This window comes from Metabacillus litoralis, from assembly GCF_003667825.1.
GTDB lineage: Bacteria > Bacillota > Bacilli > Bacillales > Bacillaceae > Metabacillus > Metabacillus litoralis_B.
The window spans coordinates 2,058,827-2,073,546 of sequence record NZ_CP033043.1; the positions used below are offsets into that span (position 1 = coordinate 2,058,827).

Here is a 14,720-nt window from a genome sequence, read left to right on the forward strand (position 1 = left end):
TCTACTGTACTACTGCTTTGGAACGTGACGCTTTTGTCGCCGAACCTTTTTTCTCAGATTTCGCATTTGCTTCAAACGCACTCATAATTGCTTCTTCATTTGTTAGTCCAGCTGCCATTTGCTCAGCAATACGATTCATCATACGCTTGTAATCTTTTGGAATAACTTTAACAAATTTTGCTACTGTTTCACTCCAATGATCTAGAACAAATTTTGCTTTCGGACTTCCTGTATAATCATAATGATTTTGAACCATTTCTTTTAAGAAGTTTATTTCTTGGTCATCTACTAAACTCTCAAATTCAATCATTTCATCATTGCAGATTGCTTTGAACTCATCTTTGTTATCAGTAAGCACGTATGCAATACCACCAGACATACCTGCACCAAAGTTTTTACCAACTTCACCAAGGATGACAACACGGCCACCAGTCATATATTCACAGCCATGATCTCCTACACCTTCAACCACAACATTTGCACCACTGTTTCGAACACCGAAGCGTTCACCAGCATGACCGTTAATGTATGCTTCACCGCTTGTTGCACCATAGAATGGTACATTTCCGATGATCACATTATCAGCAGCAACAATGCTTGAATCAGCCGAAGGTTTAACAATGATTTTACCACCAGATAAACCTTTTCCTAGGTAGTCATTGGCATCACCCGTTAAATGCATTGTCACACCATTAGGAACAAATGCTCCAAAGCTTTGACCAGCAGAGCCAGTGAAACGAAGGGTAATTGTATCCTCTGGTAATCCTTCTTCACCGTAACGTTTTGAAATCTCACTACCTACAATTGTACCTGCAACACGATTAATATTCTTAATAGTAAATGAAGCATCAATTGGTGTACCAGATTCAATTGCTTTTTCAACTTTAGGTAAAATTTCAACCATATCCAGTGATTGATCAATTTTATGGTTTTGTTTCATTCTTGCAGTACGAGTACCCTCAGGTTGGAATAATAGTGTAGATAGATCTAAATGTTTTGCTTTCCAGTGAGCTTTCGCACGTTCACTTACTTCAAGAACATCTGTGCTTCCAACCATTTCATCCATTGTTCTGAAGCCAAGCTCAGCCATAATTTCACGAACTTCTTGAGCCACAAAACGCATGTAGTTCACAATGTGATCTGGGTCTCCAGTGAATTTATCACGAAGCTCCGGATTTTGTGTTGCAACACCTACTGGACAAGTATCTAAATGACATACACGCATCATAATACAACCCATAACCACAAGTGGAGCAGTAGCGAAGCCATACTCTTCTGCACCTAAGATAGCTGCTAGAGCTACGTCACGTCCAGTCATTAATTTTCCATCTGTTTCTAATACAACGCGATCACGAAGACCGTTCAGCATTAGCGTTTGGTGCGCTTCCGCCAGTCCAAGCTCCCATGGAAGTCCTGTATGTTTAATACTTGTTTTTGGAGAAGCACCAGTACCACCATCATAACCACTAATAACAATCACATCAGCAGCACCTTTAGCAACACCTGCTGCTATTGTACCAACACCAGCTTTAGCAACAAGTTTTACACTGATACGTGCATCGCGATTTGAGTTTTTCAAATCATGGATAAGCTGTGCTAAATCCTCAATTGAATAAATATCATGGTGAGGCGGTGGTGAAATTAATCCCACACCAGGTGTTGAACCACGAACATCGGCAACCCATGGGTAAACTTTGTTACCAGGTAACTGTCCACCTTCACCAGGCTTCGCACCTTGTGCCATTTTGATTTGAAGTTCATCAGCGTTTACAAGATAGTGACTCTTAACTCCAAAACGTCCAGATGCAATTTGTTTCACAGCACTGCGGCGAAGATCTCCATTTTCATCAGCAGTAAAACGGTTTGGATCTTCTCCACCCTCACCACTGTTACTCTTACCGCCAAGACGGTTCATTGCAATCGCAAGTGTTTCGTGTGCTTCTTTACTTAATGAACCAAATGACATTGCACCTGTTTTGAAACGTTTTACGATTGAATCAACTGATTCTACTTCATCAACTGAAATGGATTGTTTCTTGCTGTTGAATGAGAATAGATTACGTAAGAAACCAATTCTCTCTTCATTTGCAGCTTCTGAATATTGTTTAAAGAGGCTGTAATCATTTTTACGACAAGCCCACTGTAACGTATGAATTGTCTTAGGATTGAATGCATGGTGTTCCCCATTCTTTCTCCATTGGAAGTCACTACCAGAATCCAATACTTTATCAACTTTTTCAGAAAAAGCATCTTTATGACGTAAAACAGCTTCTTTTGCAATTGTTTCTAGATCAATTCCACCAAGCTGTGTCGCTGTGCCAGTAAAGAATCGATCGACAACTCCTTGGCTGATTCCAACTGCTTCAAAGATTTGAGCACCACGGTAGCTTTGAACAGTAGAAATCCCCATCTTAGACATTACTTTTACAACACCTTCAGTAACACCTTTGATGTATTTTGAAACAACCTCATCATAGCTATATGAAAGACTGCCATCTAAAACAGCTTCTTTATAAGTTGCAAAAGCTAAATAAGGGTTAATTGCATCCACTCCATAACCGATTAATGCAGCGAAATGGTGAACTTCTCTTGCTTCACCAGATTCAATGACAAGGCTCGCCTTTGTACGTGTTCCTTGACGTACTAAATGTTGGTGAAGTGCACCTACTGCTAAAAGTGCTGGAATAGCAACTTTGTCAGAGTTCATAGCACGATCTGAGATGATGATGATATTTACACCATCAGCAATTGCTTGATCTGCTTCTGCACATAAGTCATTTACTGCTGCATCAAGATTATCCGTAAACAATGCTTGAAGTGTTTTACTCTTGAAACTAGAGTGTAGGTTTAAACGTAATTGTGCTAATTGACCATTTGAAAGAACAGGTGAATCTATTTGAATTCTACGTGCATTTTCTTTCGTAGGATGAAGAATATTTCCTTCAGTACCTAATAAAGTCATTGTAGATGTAACAATTTGTTCCCTAATTGCATCAATTGGCGGGTTTGTTACTTGAGCAAATAATTGCTTAAAGTAGTTAAATAAAGATTGTGGGCGATCTGACAATACCGCAAGTGGAGTGTCATTACCCATTGATCCTAGTGGGTCTTTACCTTCTGTAATAATAGGAAGTAAATATTTTTGAATATCTTCGTACGTATAACCAAAAGCTTGTTGACGCTCAGCAATATCTGTTACAACTTCTTCTTCTAAATCTGCCGCTTGGCCATCAAGCTTAATAAGCTGTTCATTTAACCATTCTTGATATGGCTCTTCTTGCGCCATCTCTTCTTTAATCTCTTCATCAGAGATGATACGCCCTTGTTCTAAGTCAATTAACAACATTTTCCCTGGGCTTAAGCGATCTTTGTATAAAACATCTTTTTCATCGACTTCAATAACACCTACTTCAGATGAGAAGATGATGTAGTCGTCTTTTGTTACATAATAACGTGCTGGACGAAGACCATTACGATCTAGAATCGCACCAATTTGTTTACCATTTGTAAACGAAATTGCGGTTGGACCATCCCATGGCTCCATTAAGCAACTATGATATTCATAGAACGCTCTTTTTTCAGGACTCATATGAGGATTCTCAGTCCAAGGTTCTGGAATCATCATCATTGCAGCATGTGCTGGCTTACGACCAGCTAAAACAAAGAATTCAAATGCGTTATCTAAAATAGATGAGTCACTTCCGTCTGCATCTAAAATTGGTAGTACTTTATTTAAATCTTCGCCAAATGCTTCTGACACGAATTGTTGTTCTCTTGCTTTCATCCAATTCATGTTTCCACGAAGTGTGTTAATTTCTCCGTTATGGATTAAATAGCGATTTGGATGTGCTCTTTCCCAACTTGGGAATGTATTTGTACTAAAGCGTGAGTGAACTAGTGAGAAAGCAGATACGAAATCTTCATCCTGTAGATCAAGATAGAATGCATCAACCTGTTCAGGAGTTAATAATCCTTTGTAGACAATTGTGCTGCTTGAAAGACTAGTAAAATAGAAACGTAGTTCACGCTCTCTTGCCCAGTTTTCTGCTTGTTTACGGATCACATATAATTTACGTTCAAACGTAATGTTATCTTGAATTGATTCATCTGCTCCAATAAACACCTGACGAACAACTGGGCAGCTTAATTTAGCTACTGGTCCAATTTCCTCTGCGTTTACTGGTACATCTCTCCAACCTAATAAAGTTTGACCTTCAGCTTCAATAAAGTTGTTTAGTTGTTCTTCAATCTGTAGACGTTCTGAATCGTCATTTGAGAAAAACATCATCCCGACACCGTAGCGTCCACTTTCAGGAAGGGTCATTTCCTGACAAGCCTTTTTAAAGTATGCATCAGGAATTTGTACCATTAATCCGGCACCATCTCCTGTTAATGGGTCACTGCCTTGTCCACCCCTGTGGTCTAATTGACAAAGCATACTAAGTCCTTTTTTTACAATATCATGTGTAGCATGGCCTTTAATATGAGCGTATAAACCGATACCGCATGCATCATGTTCAAATTCAGGACGGTAGAGACCTTGTGCTTTAGGTATTTGATTGTAAGTCATGTATATCTCCCCCCGTTAGATAATCTTACACCCGAGAATTTTCAGATAATTACATTATATCTTTCAAAATTAATGTTAACAATATATAATTTAGATTAAATCAATCTCATTTTGATATAAATAGTTTGGAGGCCTATAATGGAATTACGACAATTACGTTATTTTATGGAAGTAGCCGAGCGTGAGCATGTATCTGAAGCTGCTCAATATTTACATGTTGCTCAATCAGCAATAAGTAGACAAATTGCTAATCTGGAAGCGGAACTAGGTGTTACCTTATTTGAAAGAGAAGGTCGAAATGTCAAGCTTACACCGATCGGAAAGGTGTTTCTTACTCATACAAAAACTGCAATGAAAGCAATTGATTATGCGAAAAAACAGATCGATGAGTACTTAGACCCTGAGAGAGGAACAATTAAGATTGGCTTTCCAACAAGTCTCGCAAGTCACTTGTTGCCAACCGTTATATCAGCATTTAAGGATAAGCATCCAAATGTTGCCTTTCATTTACGTCAAGGCTCTTATAAATTTTTAATTGATTCTGTTGTGAATCGTGAAATTGATTTGGCATTTTTAGGACCAGTCCCTCAAAATAATCCTGAAATTGAAGGAACAATTTTATTTACAGAGAGCATTTCGGCTTTAATACCATCAACACACCACCTAGCATCCAAAAGCAGTATTCTGCTTAATGAGTTAAGAAATGACTCATTCGTCCTTTTCCCTAGAGGCTTTGTTTTACAAGAAATTGTGGTGGAAGCATGTAAGCAAGCAGGATTTGTTCCAAACATATCTTCTGTAGGAGAAGATTTGGACGCTATCAAAGGTTTAGTTTCTGCCGGAATGGGTGTTACTTTGTTACCAGAAAGTACATTTCATGAGTCCATTCCCCGCTTTACAGTAAAAATACCAATTGAACTTCCTTTAGTTCGACGTTCAGTTGGAATTATCGTTTCGAAAAAAAGAGATCTTGCCCCTTCGGAAAAAGTGTTCTATAAGTTTGTAAAAGACTTTTTCTCGATGCTAGAGCAATATCAATAAATCAACCTGAGTTGACTTTGGTTTTGCTAGGTCAACTCTTGCTTAATCATAACATTTATTAGTTTGTATGAAATTAGAAATTAATGGGATTTCCCATTCAGTTACCTTGTAAGCTTGTTCCTAGTTTCTTCTATTATATATACAAATTAAACGCTTTCATTTTTAGTATTCAGAAAAAAAGTTAGAGCTTGAAGGATTTTCTTCTTTGGAATGATATCTATGTTTTAGAGGAACATAAGAATACAAAATAAAGGAGGAGGATGTTGTTTATGAAAAAAGAACAATACCTATCTAATGCACCAAAACAAGAGCAACTCACATTACAAACGGATGGTACGTTTCCTAATAAGAAAAATATTGATGGTGATTCAGTTATGGAGCATAAAAACCAAGAAGTAGCTAATTCATTAATTGCTGAAAAAGAAATTGGTCAACAGCAGGAAAATCTTTAAACCTTATGCAAAGAGGCTCACGAAGTGAACCTCTTTTCTGTTCATTTATCTCTCGTTGCTCATAAAAAAGTCAGGATAGTCTGTTATGATTCCATCCACTTTTGCATCTAGTAGGGGTTTAATTGTTTTTTTATCTCTAACTGTGTATGGCATAGTCCTCATATTATACGAGTGAATTTTTTTTACTAATCTTTTCGTAACAAGAGCTTTATTTGGATTTATAAACTGGACTAATGAAGACCAATCTTTTAATTGTACATTTGACACTCCTTGCACTCGATATTTAACAAGTAAGCCGAGAGGAACCTGCGCTAACTTAGTATGAAACTTCTCTAGCCATTCAAAATCAAAAGATTGAACAATAACCTCTTCACTTTTAAACATATCCTTCTTATAAACATAAAGTTCTTCAGCTAATTTCATATGAAGATCATCATATAAATCAGGATTTTTCACTTCAATTAACAAACCTATTTTCCCTTTGAATGTTAGCAATACTTCTTCTAAACTTGGAACTTTTTCTCCAGAAAATTTCTTATGATACCAAGAACCAGCATCTAGTTTTCTTAATTCCTCGTATGTAAATTCTTTGACTTCACCAGTTCCATTCGTGGTCCTATCAACGGTAGGGTCATGAATAACAACCAATTTACCATCTTTTGTCATCTGTATATCAAGTTCAATATAATCTGCTTCAAGCTCTACTGCCCTATTAAAAGCTACCATGGTGTTTTCAGGAGCATGCCCTGAAGCACCTCGATGTGCAACAACTTTGAAGTTACCTTTTATATCATGATGTTTTCTTTTGGAGAATAGAAAGCTCTCTTTAAATTTACGAACCATCTTCACATTTCCAAGCTCCTTTACTTGTTCATATTAGGACACCGCTCACATAAATTCAAATCTTTGAAAGAAAAGGTAAAATCAAGTAAAGTACAATTAAGAAGATTGTTAGGAGGTAAAATTTGTGAATGATGTTATTAACACATTAACAAGTCACCGTTCTTTTCGTCAATATGAAGATAAACAGGTTGAACAAGAACACCTAAATGCGATTCTTTCCTCAGCTCAAGCAGCTCCGAATTGGATTAACGGGCAGCAGGTGTCTGTTATTGTTATAAGAAATAAAGAGAAAAAGCAAGAGCTTTCTGTTTTATGTGGAAATCAAAAACATATTGATCAGGCACCAGTCTTTTTAGTTTTTTGTGCGGATTTTTACCGGGCGAAAATAGCAAGTGAAATGGAAAATGTTCCTTTTGAAGTAGTAAATGATGCTGATTCCTTATTAGTTGGTGCAACAGATGTTGGGATAGCACTTAGTAATGCAATAGCAGCTTCTGAATCATTAGGATTAGGAACTGTTCCAATAGGTGGGATACGTCGAAGACCACTAGAAGTAATTGAATTATTACAATTACCTGAATATGTTATTCCGATATCAGGATTATGTATTGGCTACCCTTCAGAGGATCCCGGTTTAAACCCTCGATTACCTAAAGACGCTTTTGTTCATAGTGAGTCCTATAATGAGAATCAACAAAAATATATAGAAGAGTACAACAAGCAGTATAAACAGCACCAACTCAATAAAACAAATGGTCAAAGAGATACTTCGTGGACTGAAAGAATATCGAACTTTTATAAAGGCTCACATTATAATAATAACTACCCTGACGTACCCAAAATGCTTAAGAAGCAGGGATTTACTTGTAAAGATTTATCATAAAACTGACAATACTTTCCTTGTCAGTTTTTCATTTGTTAATCTAACATATATTTTAGTTAACATTTCTAAAAAATTATGATTAAATGAATGAAAAATGGTTTTAATCGTATTTCATCCGGGTATAGAGAATTAGTATCTTTCTAAGCATCCTTTACTAACTGCGGAGGTGATACATTTTGACTGATGCTATGAAAAATGACAGGAAAAATGAAGTTTTAGAATTAACACTCGAAGCGATGAAGTCCAATATTAGTAAAGAAGAGTTCAAACAATTTTTGAAACAAAAAGCAAAAGAAAAAAAACGCACTTAATCTTCGGTACATATGTAAAAGGGACAGATTTTTCATTTCTCCTTGAAAAATCTGTCCCTTTTATTTAAAACCTTATTTTATCTTTTTAAACTCCTTGATAAATTGCTCAGGATTGGATCGCATTTGAAATGAATACATACCTCTTGTTGTATGTAAGTAAAGAAATCCTATTTCCTTTGAAATGATCCGATACGAAATATCTAATACATCCTTTATTAAGAAAGTTTCAAAAGAAGTGGTAATTTCACTAGTAGACAATGTGATATTATGTTGTTCTTCTCTATGAAATAAAATATTTTCTTCAATATTTCTTTTGACTGTAATATAGGGTAAGTTAGCTATTACTTCCACATTGTCCCTCCTTTTTGACATTATTCTTCCTTGCTATAAAGATGACTAGAGATTTTTTCAACAAATGGAGTCACTTGTCCTGCAGAATAGATAAATAATTCGTGCATCGCTCTTGTGCAGGCTGTATAGAATAAATTTCTTACATCTTCCTCATAATATTGCTCTTTAGAAGCATTGAACAAAATAACAGCATCAAATTCGATACCTTTTGCAAGATATGCTGGGATGACAATAATCCCTTTTTGGAACTCATTGCTTTTTTTATCAATTAGCTGTACATTCATATGCTGTTTAAGTTCTTGATAAGCTTCCTGTGACTCCTTTGCAGTCTTGCAAATGATCGCAATCGTTTGGTAGTTCTCCAATGTTCTGATTCTATTTACTATGCTAGAAACAACTTTTGAGAGCTCTGTTTTTTCAATAATAATAGGTTTTGGTCCCTGTCGATTAAAAGGATCAATGTCATTTTTAGTATTAAGAATTTCACGAGTAAACTCAATAATTGGTTTGGTTGAGCGATAACTTCGGTTTAACGTAATTTTTTCAATTGAATCTCCTTGAAATAAGCTCATTAATGCATCAATTCCAGATTTGGAATGGTGTGAATAAATTGCTTGGTTTATATCACCTAGCACTGTATATCTTGCGTTCGGGAAAAGCTGCTTTATAAATGCAAATTGAAACGCAGAATAATCTTGTGCCTCATCAATAAACACATATTTTACACTCGTATTCACTTGAAATCCAGTTATTTTCTCCTTTATATACAAATAAGGAGTTGCATCTTCATAAGGCAGTCTGTTTTGATTAATCTCGGAAATTGTAAAAGAACAAACATCTTTCCACTCTTCTTCTAAGAGGCTTTCATTTTTTCCAATCATAAAATGAGAAGGCATATTATATAACTGTCGATATATTTCCTTTATATTTAGGAATAAGTGAGAATTGATTTCTTTTCGAACTGAACGTAAATGTCGCTTAACAACATATTTACGTAGCATTTTCTCCTCTCGCTCATAATCATCAAACGTATCTTCAGTAAATTTTCTTTGTTTCGTTAATTTTTCATAAAAAATTTGGTATTCTTCTTTACTTAAAAACTGAATTTCTTCTTCAACCCATGACTTTTCCCTCTCACCTTTTTCCATTTTCTTTAACTCGCTCAGTAGCCACTCTGAAAGAAGCTTCACTCTATTAGAAAGAGACAGTGTTGAGCTCAACGAATAAAAATACGATGAAATGTCATCTGATCTAAAAATAATATCTCCTCTAAACGTAATATTATGAAACAATAACCCTTCATTACTCAAATAATCCAAATATTGATCAATTACACTCATAAAATCATACGAAGATTTATAAGCAGCTGACATTTTTCTAACAGAATATAATGAATCATCTTTTTCCGTTAACATATATTCCATTGAAGTGAATGGATCTTCCACCTCATACTGATCACGAAGTGAATGTTGTAAATATTGCTGAAATGTTGTTTGCTGCATATTTTCCTCACCAAGTTCAGGTAAAACATTACGTATATAGCTATTAAACATAAAGTTCGGAGAAAACAACAAAATTTCTTCTGCCTGTAAAGTCTCACGATGCTTGTATAGTAAATAGGCCATGCGCTGAAGAGCCGCTGACGTCTTGCCACTTCCGGCAGTTCCTTGCACAAATAGTAGCTTCCCCTTTTCATTTCTAATTACTTTATTCTGTTCTTGTTGGATGGTAGCTACAATGCTTTTCATTTGGGTGTTTGATTGATCTCCAAGCACTTCCTGCAAAAGTTCATCGCCAATTGTAATTCCGGTATCAAACATACTTTTAATGCTTCCGTTTTTAATAATAAACTGCCTTTTTAATTTAAGCTCCCCACTAACAACCCCACCTGGGGCAGTAAATTCTGCAGAACCTATAGAATAGTCATAATATAAACTAGAAATTGGTGCACGCCAATCATAGATAAGAAACTCATCTGTACTCGGATCAAGGTAAGATGCAATTCCTAAGTAAATACTTTCAACCTCCTGTTCCCCTTCTTCCACAAAATCAATTCTTGCAAAATACGGTGCTTCAATAAGTCGTTTTAAGTTTTTTTCGTCTTGGTCCAGATTTTTATGTCGATGCTCTCGTTCAGCTAAAAATTCAGCTTGTTGTTTTATACTTGTAGCTGTTTCACCTGCTTCTACAGCATCATCAAAATTCACCGTTACATCTTCCCAGAAATTCTTTCTTATTTCGATAATATCTGTCTTCACCGTTGACGTTTGTTTTTGTAGACCCATTAAATCATGTTTCAATTTATGTAAAACATTATTTATTCTAATTTGTTCATCTTGAAGATTTTTTTCAAAAGTATCCATTAAATCCCGCCTTTATAGACTATTCTATTGAAACTAACCGCTATTTTTGTTCTCCTATCTTTACATTCTAGACATTATCGTGAAAATCCTACATATTGGAAAGCTTATGTTACTTTTAATAAATTCATTAAAACTTTACAGAATATTTGCTGTCTGTTCATTTTTCATTGCTAAGCTAATAGTAAGAAAAGAAGGAGGGATCCCTTATGACTAAACATAAAATGATCATTCTTTACTGTCTTATTAGCTTACTACTTGTATCAACCACCGTTTATTCAGCAACAACCTTAACGTCAACCGAAGATACGATTGAAATTCACTTACTTGGACTAAACGATTTCCACGGTCAATTAAACACTCACCACAACATTTTAGGCCAAAAAGTTGGTGGAGCAGAGTATGTATCAGCATATATCAATAAATTTAGGAAGCAATACAAAAACACATTCCTTGTTCACTCAGGCGATATGGTCGGAGGAAGCCCCCCACTTTCAGCACTATTCCATGATGAGCCTACAATCGAGTTTTTAAACTACCTAAATGTTGATATAGGTACTCTTGGAAACCATGAATTTGATGAAGGAGTCCAAGAAATGTTAAGACTAGTAGAAGGAAATAAAGATGGATTTTTTATAGGATCTACTGCTACTTATATTTCTGCAAACGTAATAGAAAATAAATCAAACTCACCCCTTCTCCCCCCATACACGATAAAAGAGATGAATGGTGTAAAATTAGGTTTCATCGGTGCTTTAACTACCGAAACAAATAAATTTGTCATTACAGAAAACCGTCAAGAAATTACAATTTCAGATGAAGTTGCAGCAATAAATCTAGCAACGGAAAAGCTTATCGATCAAGGTGTTCGTTCCATTATTGTACTAGCACATATTTCCGCTAAATCCAATTTAAAAGGTGGAAACCCTCAGTTAGATATGATTAAAATGGCACCTCTCCTACACGATGAAGTGGATGTTATATTTGCCGGTCACAGTCATGGATACGCCAACACAGTTGTAGATAATAAATTAATTGTCCAAGGTTATGCCTATGGAAAAGCCATTTCAGATGTTAAAATTATAATCAATCCACAAAATGGTCAGATTATTAACAAAAAAGCTGACATTCATTTAACCTTCCATTCTCTTATTAACCCAGACCAGACTGTAGTAAACCTTTTGACTCAATACGAGGAAAAGCTTTCTAGACAAACAAACGAAATCATATCCTCACTCCCTCATGATCTTTCTAGAAAAAAGAATACTAAAGGACAATCAGAACTTGGAAGCATGATTGTTTCGGCGATTCGAGACAAAACAAATAGTGACATTGCATTTCTGCATCACGGAGGGATTAGGTTTTCATTAAATAAAGGAAAGGTCACACTTGAAGATATTTATAGGTCACTACCTTTTAATCACAAATTAGTAAAAATGCAAGTAACTGGACAACAATTGATCAACATTTTAAACCAACAATGGACTCACGAAAAAGAGAATCTTTTGCAATCTAGCGGAATTAGTTATCAAATGACCCACACAGAAAATAAATTAAATAAAATAATTGAGCTAAAAGATTCTATAGGAAAAGAAATAGAGCCAGATAAAATATATACTGTAGTAACAAGTGATTACCTTGCTTATGGAGGGGATGGTTTTACCGCTTTTAAAGCAGGAGAAATTATTTTTACTGGTGAAACTATTCGGGATGTTTTTATTCATTACTTGAAAAAAAGCTAGAATCTTTTTGAACATTAGTAATTAAAAATACCCCCCTTTTAAAGGGGAGCTCTATAATTATTCCAAATCAAACTCTGATAGAGAGTCCATATGACTTGCTATCATAGCAATAATTGTACTTGCTTCTTCTTTACTAAAGATAAAGTTTGTTTCATCTTTAATCATATCATCATCGTCAGTTTTAATACGGTTTATTCGACGGAGAACTCCATCACCTGTTTCTTGGACAACACCAAACTGATAAGTAACTTCAACTTCATCTTCATAAATAAAGGCTGTAACTTCAGGTGTTTCCCACTCAACATCAATTTCTTCGAATATGTCCGAATCCTCGTCATCATCAAATTCATCATCTGAGTATATAACATCATCGAAGTCATCGTCATTCGTATAAAGATGGAAGCTTTCATGCACCGCATCAATGATATCTTCAATATCTCCAAGTATTGTTCTAGATGTTTGCTCGTACTCTAGGTCAAACGTTTCAATATAAAATTCTTCATTGTGAGGATCAAAAAACAACGTACAGAAATAATCACGATCATCATCCTCTGTTTCAACAAAGAACTCAATACGCGGATGCTTTGCTCCTCGATCAATTGACATATGCCCTTCTTGGTCATATTTTTCACAAATTGACTCCAAATGGTCCTGTAATTCACTACTTACACGATCAAACCATTCCATACTCATTTTTACCCCACCTTTTACTCTGATTTCTATTTTACTATTCCCTACTTTTTTGAAAATTTTCCTATTTTTTTATTTTTGAGTAAATTAGAAGCTCGCTTGAGCATAACTAGTAGTTAGCTTAACGAAAAAGTTTAAAGAATATAGATCAAAAAGCTGGGTACCGGCATATGATGTTAACATCATCTATTAAACTGACTGAAAGGAGTGAGTTTTTTGGTTTATATAAAAAACGATCAACATCCTTTACTATATAAACATTCAGCAAACGTTAAGGCTACATCAAACCAAGACTCTTATCGCAGGAACTATTTACATGAATTTATTCAATCTCAACAAAACATAAATTCTCAATTAAAGAATGCTTCAACACAAGTAAATACACTTGTTCATGAAACAAAAGTTGAGCAAAAGCATCATTTTGACCAATTATCAAGAAAATTAGAAAATCAAGAAGAAAGAACAACCCCTCTGCTAGATAACATCCAAAAGCAAGAGGAAGCCTATAAAGTTTTACTCGAAAGATTTGAAGCAATCGAAATGTTTAATCAAGAGTTGTTAAAAAAGCATGAAGATGAAGGCCTGCTTAATCAAGCAATAGTTGATCAATTAACCATTCAAGATACTGCCGTTCAAAACTTATCAATTAAGTTAGAAAAATTTGGTGAAAATCATGATGACCTTAATGATAAATTGGCTGAACAAAATGAGATTAACGAACAAATCTTAAAGACAGTCGAAATTCAAGAAGCATTCCACAAAACAATACTACAAAAACTTGAACAGCAAGAAGCAATCAACCTAAAAACTTCACGGGATGTAGATAGCTTAAAAGCAACATTATTCGAACGAATTAGCTATGTTATTGACAAAATTGAAGAAAATTACCGGCATGTAACAGGATTTATTAATCAATTCTTTACGAAAACTCACATCATTCAAAAAAAACCAGTGGAGACTGAAAACAAACAGAAAGAATCAACGCTAAATAAATAGCAAAAAACTGATTTCATGTAAGGTGTTACTACCTACATGAAATCAGTTTTTTAATTATGATGCACTTAATTCTAACAGTCTGAATGTTCGCCATATATCATATTCATCATTTCATGTGAGGCATCATCTGAAACACTTTCATAGTCCTTTGCAAAATGCTTCAAACTATCGCAAAATCCAACGTTATCTTGACCTACACCTTCTGACCAGCTAACAAAGTTGTGATAATCCTGAAGTGGGTCATAAGATTCAAAGTTAGCTATAACATCACTTGAACCAAGTGTTGTTACTTCAATGCCTTTATAAGTTTCTGGATGATGTTCATCATATTTTACACATGCATAAAAAATCATCTTATCTGTCCCTTCACATATTGTCATATACCATAGTTTGGTTAGTAACAAGTGAAAATATGCCATCTAATCATTTTTATAAAGTATGAGTTGCCATTACCTAAAAAGGAAAAAATAATAATGTGAAA

At 35.0% G+C, this 14,720-nt stretch carries 12 protein-coding genes; 6 read left to right on the forward strand and 6 right to left on the reverse strand.

From position 1 onward, the window contains the following. Position 1: 1 nt before the first annotated feature. A complete protein-coding gene (gene gltB, locus D9842_RS10075; protein ID WP_121662411.1) occupies positions 2-4,570 on the reverse strand; it encodes a glutamate synthase large subunit in 4,569 nt (1,522 codons plus the stop codon). A 138-nt stretch (positions 4,571-4,708) separates the two neighbouring features. On the opposite strand from gltB, the gene D9842_RS10080 reads away from it, so the two are divergent. Together D9842_RS10080 and D9842_RS10085 are read left to right on the forward strand one after the other, a co-directional pair. Next, positions 4,709-5,611, forward strand: a complete 903-nt coding sequence (locus D9842_RS10080; protein ID WP_121662412.1) for a glutamate biosynthesis transcriptional regulator GltC — start codon at positions 4,709-4,711, stop codon at positions 5,609-5,611. Positions 5,612-5,880: 269 nt separating this feature from the next. After that, positions 5,881-6,063: a hypothetical protein gene (locus D9842_RS10085; protein ID WP_121662413.1), complete on the forward strand. Its 183-nt coding sequence runs from the start codon at positions 5,881-5,883 to the stop codon at positions 6,061-6,063. Positions 6,064-6,108: 45 nt separating this feature from the next. Here the strand turns inward: D9842_RS10085 and D9842_RS10090 are convergent, their stop codons facing one another. Beyond that, the gene (locus D9842_RS10090; RefSeq protein ID WP_232273915.1) at positions 6,109-6,906 is read right to left on the reverse strand and encodes a glycerophosphodiester phosphodiesterase; all 798 of its coding nucleotides are present in this window, start codon (positions 6,904-6,906) and stop codon (positions 6,109-6,111) included. Between the two features lie 124 nt (positions 6,907-7,030). Here D9842_RS10090 and D9842_RS10095 point away from each other — a divergent pair, with 124 nt between their 5' ends. Both D9842_RS10095 and sinI read left to right on the forward strand, forming a co-directional pair. Beyond that, positions 7,031-7,789 (forward strand): NADPH-dependent oxidoreductase, encoded by a 759-nt coding sequence (locus D9842_RS10095; RefSeq protein ID WP_121662415.1) that lies wholly within the window; start codon positions 7,031-7,033, stop codon positions 7,787-7,789. A gap of 176 nt (positions 7,790-7,965) precedes the next feature. Further along, complete coding sequence (sinI, locus tag D9842_RS10100; RefSeq protein WP_232273337.1) at positions 7,966-8,100, forward strand: DNA-binding anti-repressor SinI; 135 nt, start codon at positions 7,966-7,968, stop codon at positions 8,098-8,100. Positions 8,101-8,172: 72 nt separating this feature from the next. Here sinI and D9842_RS10105 read toward each other — a convergent pair whose 3' ends face one another. Together D9842_RS10105 and helD are read right to left on the reverse strand one after the other, a co-directional pair. Beyond that, positions 8,173-8,451: a hypothetical protein gene (locus tag D9842_RS10105; protein WP_121662416.1), complete on the reverse strand. Its 279-nt coding sequence runs from the start codon at positions 8,449-8,451 to the stop codon at positions 8,173-8,175. Positions 8,452-8,471: 20 nt separating this feature from the next. After that, positions 8,472-10,814 carry an RNA polymerase recycling motor HelD gene (gene helD, locus D9842_RS10110; RefSeq protein WP_121662417.1) on the reverse strand — a complete coding sequence of 781 codons (2,343 nt, stop codon included), beginning with the start codon at positions 10,812-10,814 and terminating at the stop codon, positions 8,472-8,474. Between the two features lie 206 nt (positions 10,815-11,020). Between helD and D9842_RS10115 the strand changes: the two genes are divergently transcribed. Continuing rightward, entirely contained in the window at positions 11,021-12,553 is a 1,533-nt protein-coding gene (locus tag D9842_RS10115) for a bifunctional metallophosphatase/5'-nucleotidase (RefSeq protein WP_121662418.1), read from the forward strand. Positions 12,554-12,610: 57 nt separating this feature from the next. Here D9842_RS10115 and D9842_RS10120 read toward each other — a convergent pair whose 3' ends face one another. Then, positions 12,611-13,246, reverse strand: a complete 636-nt coding sequence (locus D9842_RS10120) for a hypothetical protein (protein WP_121662419.1) — start codon at positions 13,244-13,246, stop codon at positions 12,611-12,613. 213 nt (positions 13,247-13,459) lie between these two features. Between D9842_RS10120 and D9842_RS10125 the strand changes: the two genes are divergently transcribed. Continuing rightward, complete coding sequence (locus tag D9842_RS10125; protein WP_121662420.1) at positions 13,460-14,239, forward strand: hypothetical protein; 780 nt, start codon at positions 13,460-13,462, stop codon at positions 14,237-14,239. A 71-nt stretch (positions 14,240-14,310) separates the two neighbouring features. Here the strand turns inward: D9842_RS10125 and D9842_RS10130 are convergent, their stop codons facing one another. Beyond that, a complete protein-coding gene (locus D9842_RS10130; protein WP_121662421.1) occupies positions 14,311-14,592 on the reverse strand; it encodes a hypothetical protein in 282 nt (93 codons plus the stop codon). Positions 14,593-14,720: the final 128 nt, after the last annotated feature.

Coding starts and splice junctions, on each gene's coding strand:
- gltB (WP_121662411.1), bottom strand. CDS start 4,570: ATGACTTACAATCAAATACCTAAAGCACAAGGTCTCTACCGTCCTGAA.
- D9842_RS10080 (WP_121662412.1), top strand. CDS start 4,709: ATGGAATTACGACAATTACGTTATTTTATGGAAGTAGCCGAGCGTGAG.
- D9842_RS10085 (WP_121662413.1), top strand. CDS start 5,881: ATGAAAAAAGAACAATACCTATCTAATGCACCAAAACAAGAGCAACTC.
- D9842_RS10090 (WP_232273915.1), bottom strand. CDS start 6,906: ATGGTTCGTAAATTTAAAGAGAGCTTTCTATTCTCCAAAAGAAAACAT.
- helD (WP_121662417.1), bottom strand. CDS start 10,814: ATGGATACTTTTGAAAAAAATCTTCAAGATGAACAAATTAGAATAAAT.
- D9842_RS10115 (WP_121662418.1), top strand. CDS start 11,021: ATGACTAAACATAAAATGATCATTCTTTACTGTCTTATTAGCTTACTA.
- D9842_RS10120 (WP_121662419.1), bottom strand. CDS start 13,246: ATGAGTATGGAATGGTTTGATCGTGTAAGTAGTGAATTACAGGACCAT.
- D9842_RS10130 (WP_121662421.1), bottom strand. CDS start 14,592: ATGATTTTTTATGCATGTGTAAAATATGATGAACATCATCCAGAAACT.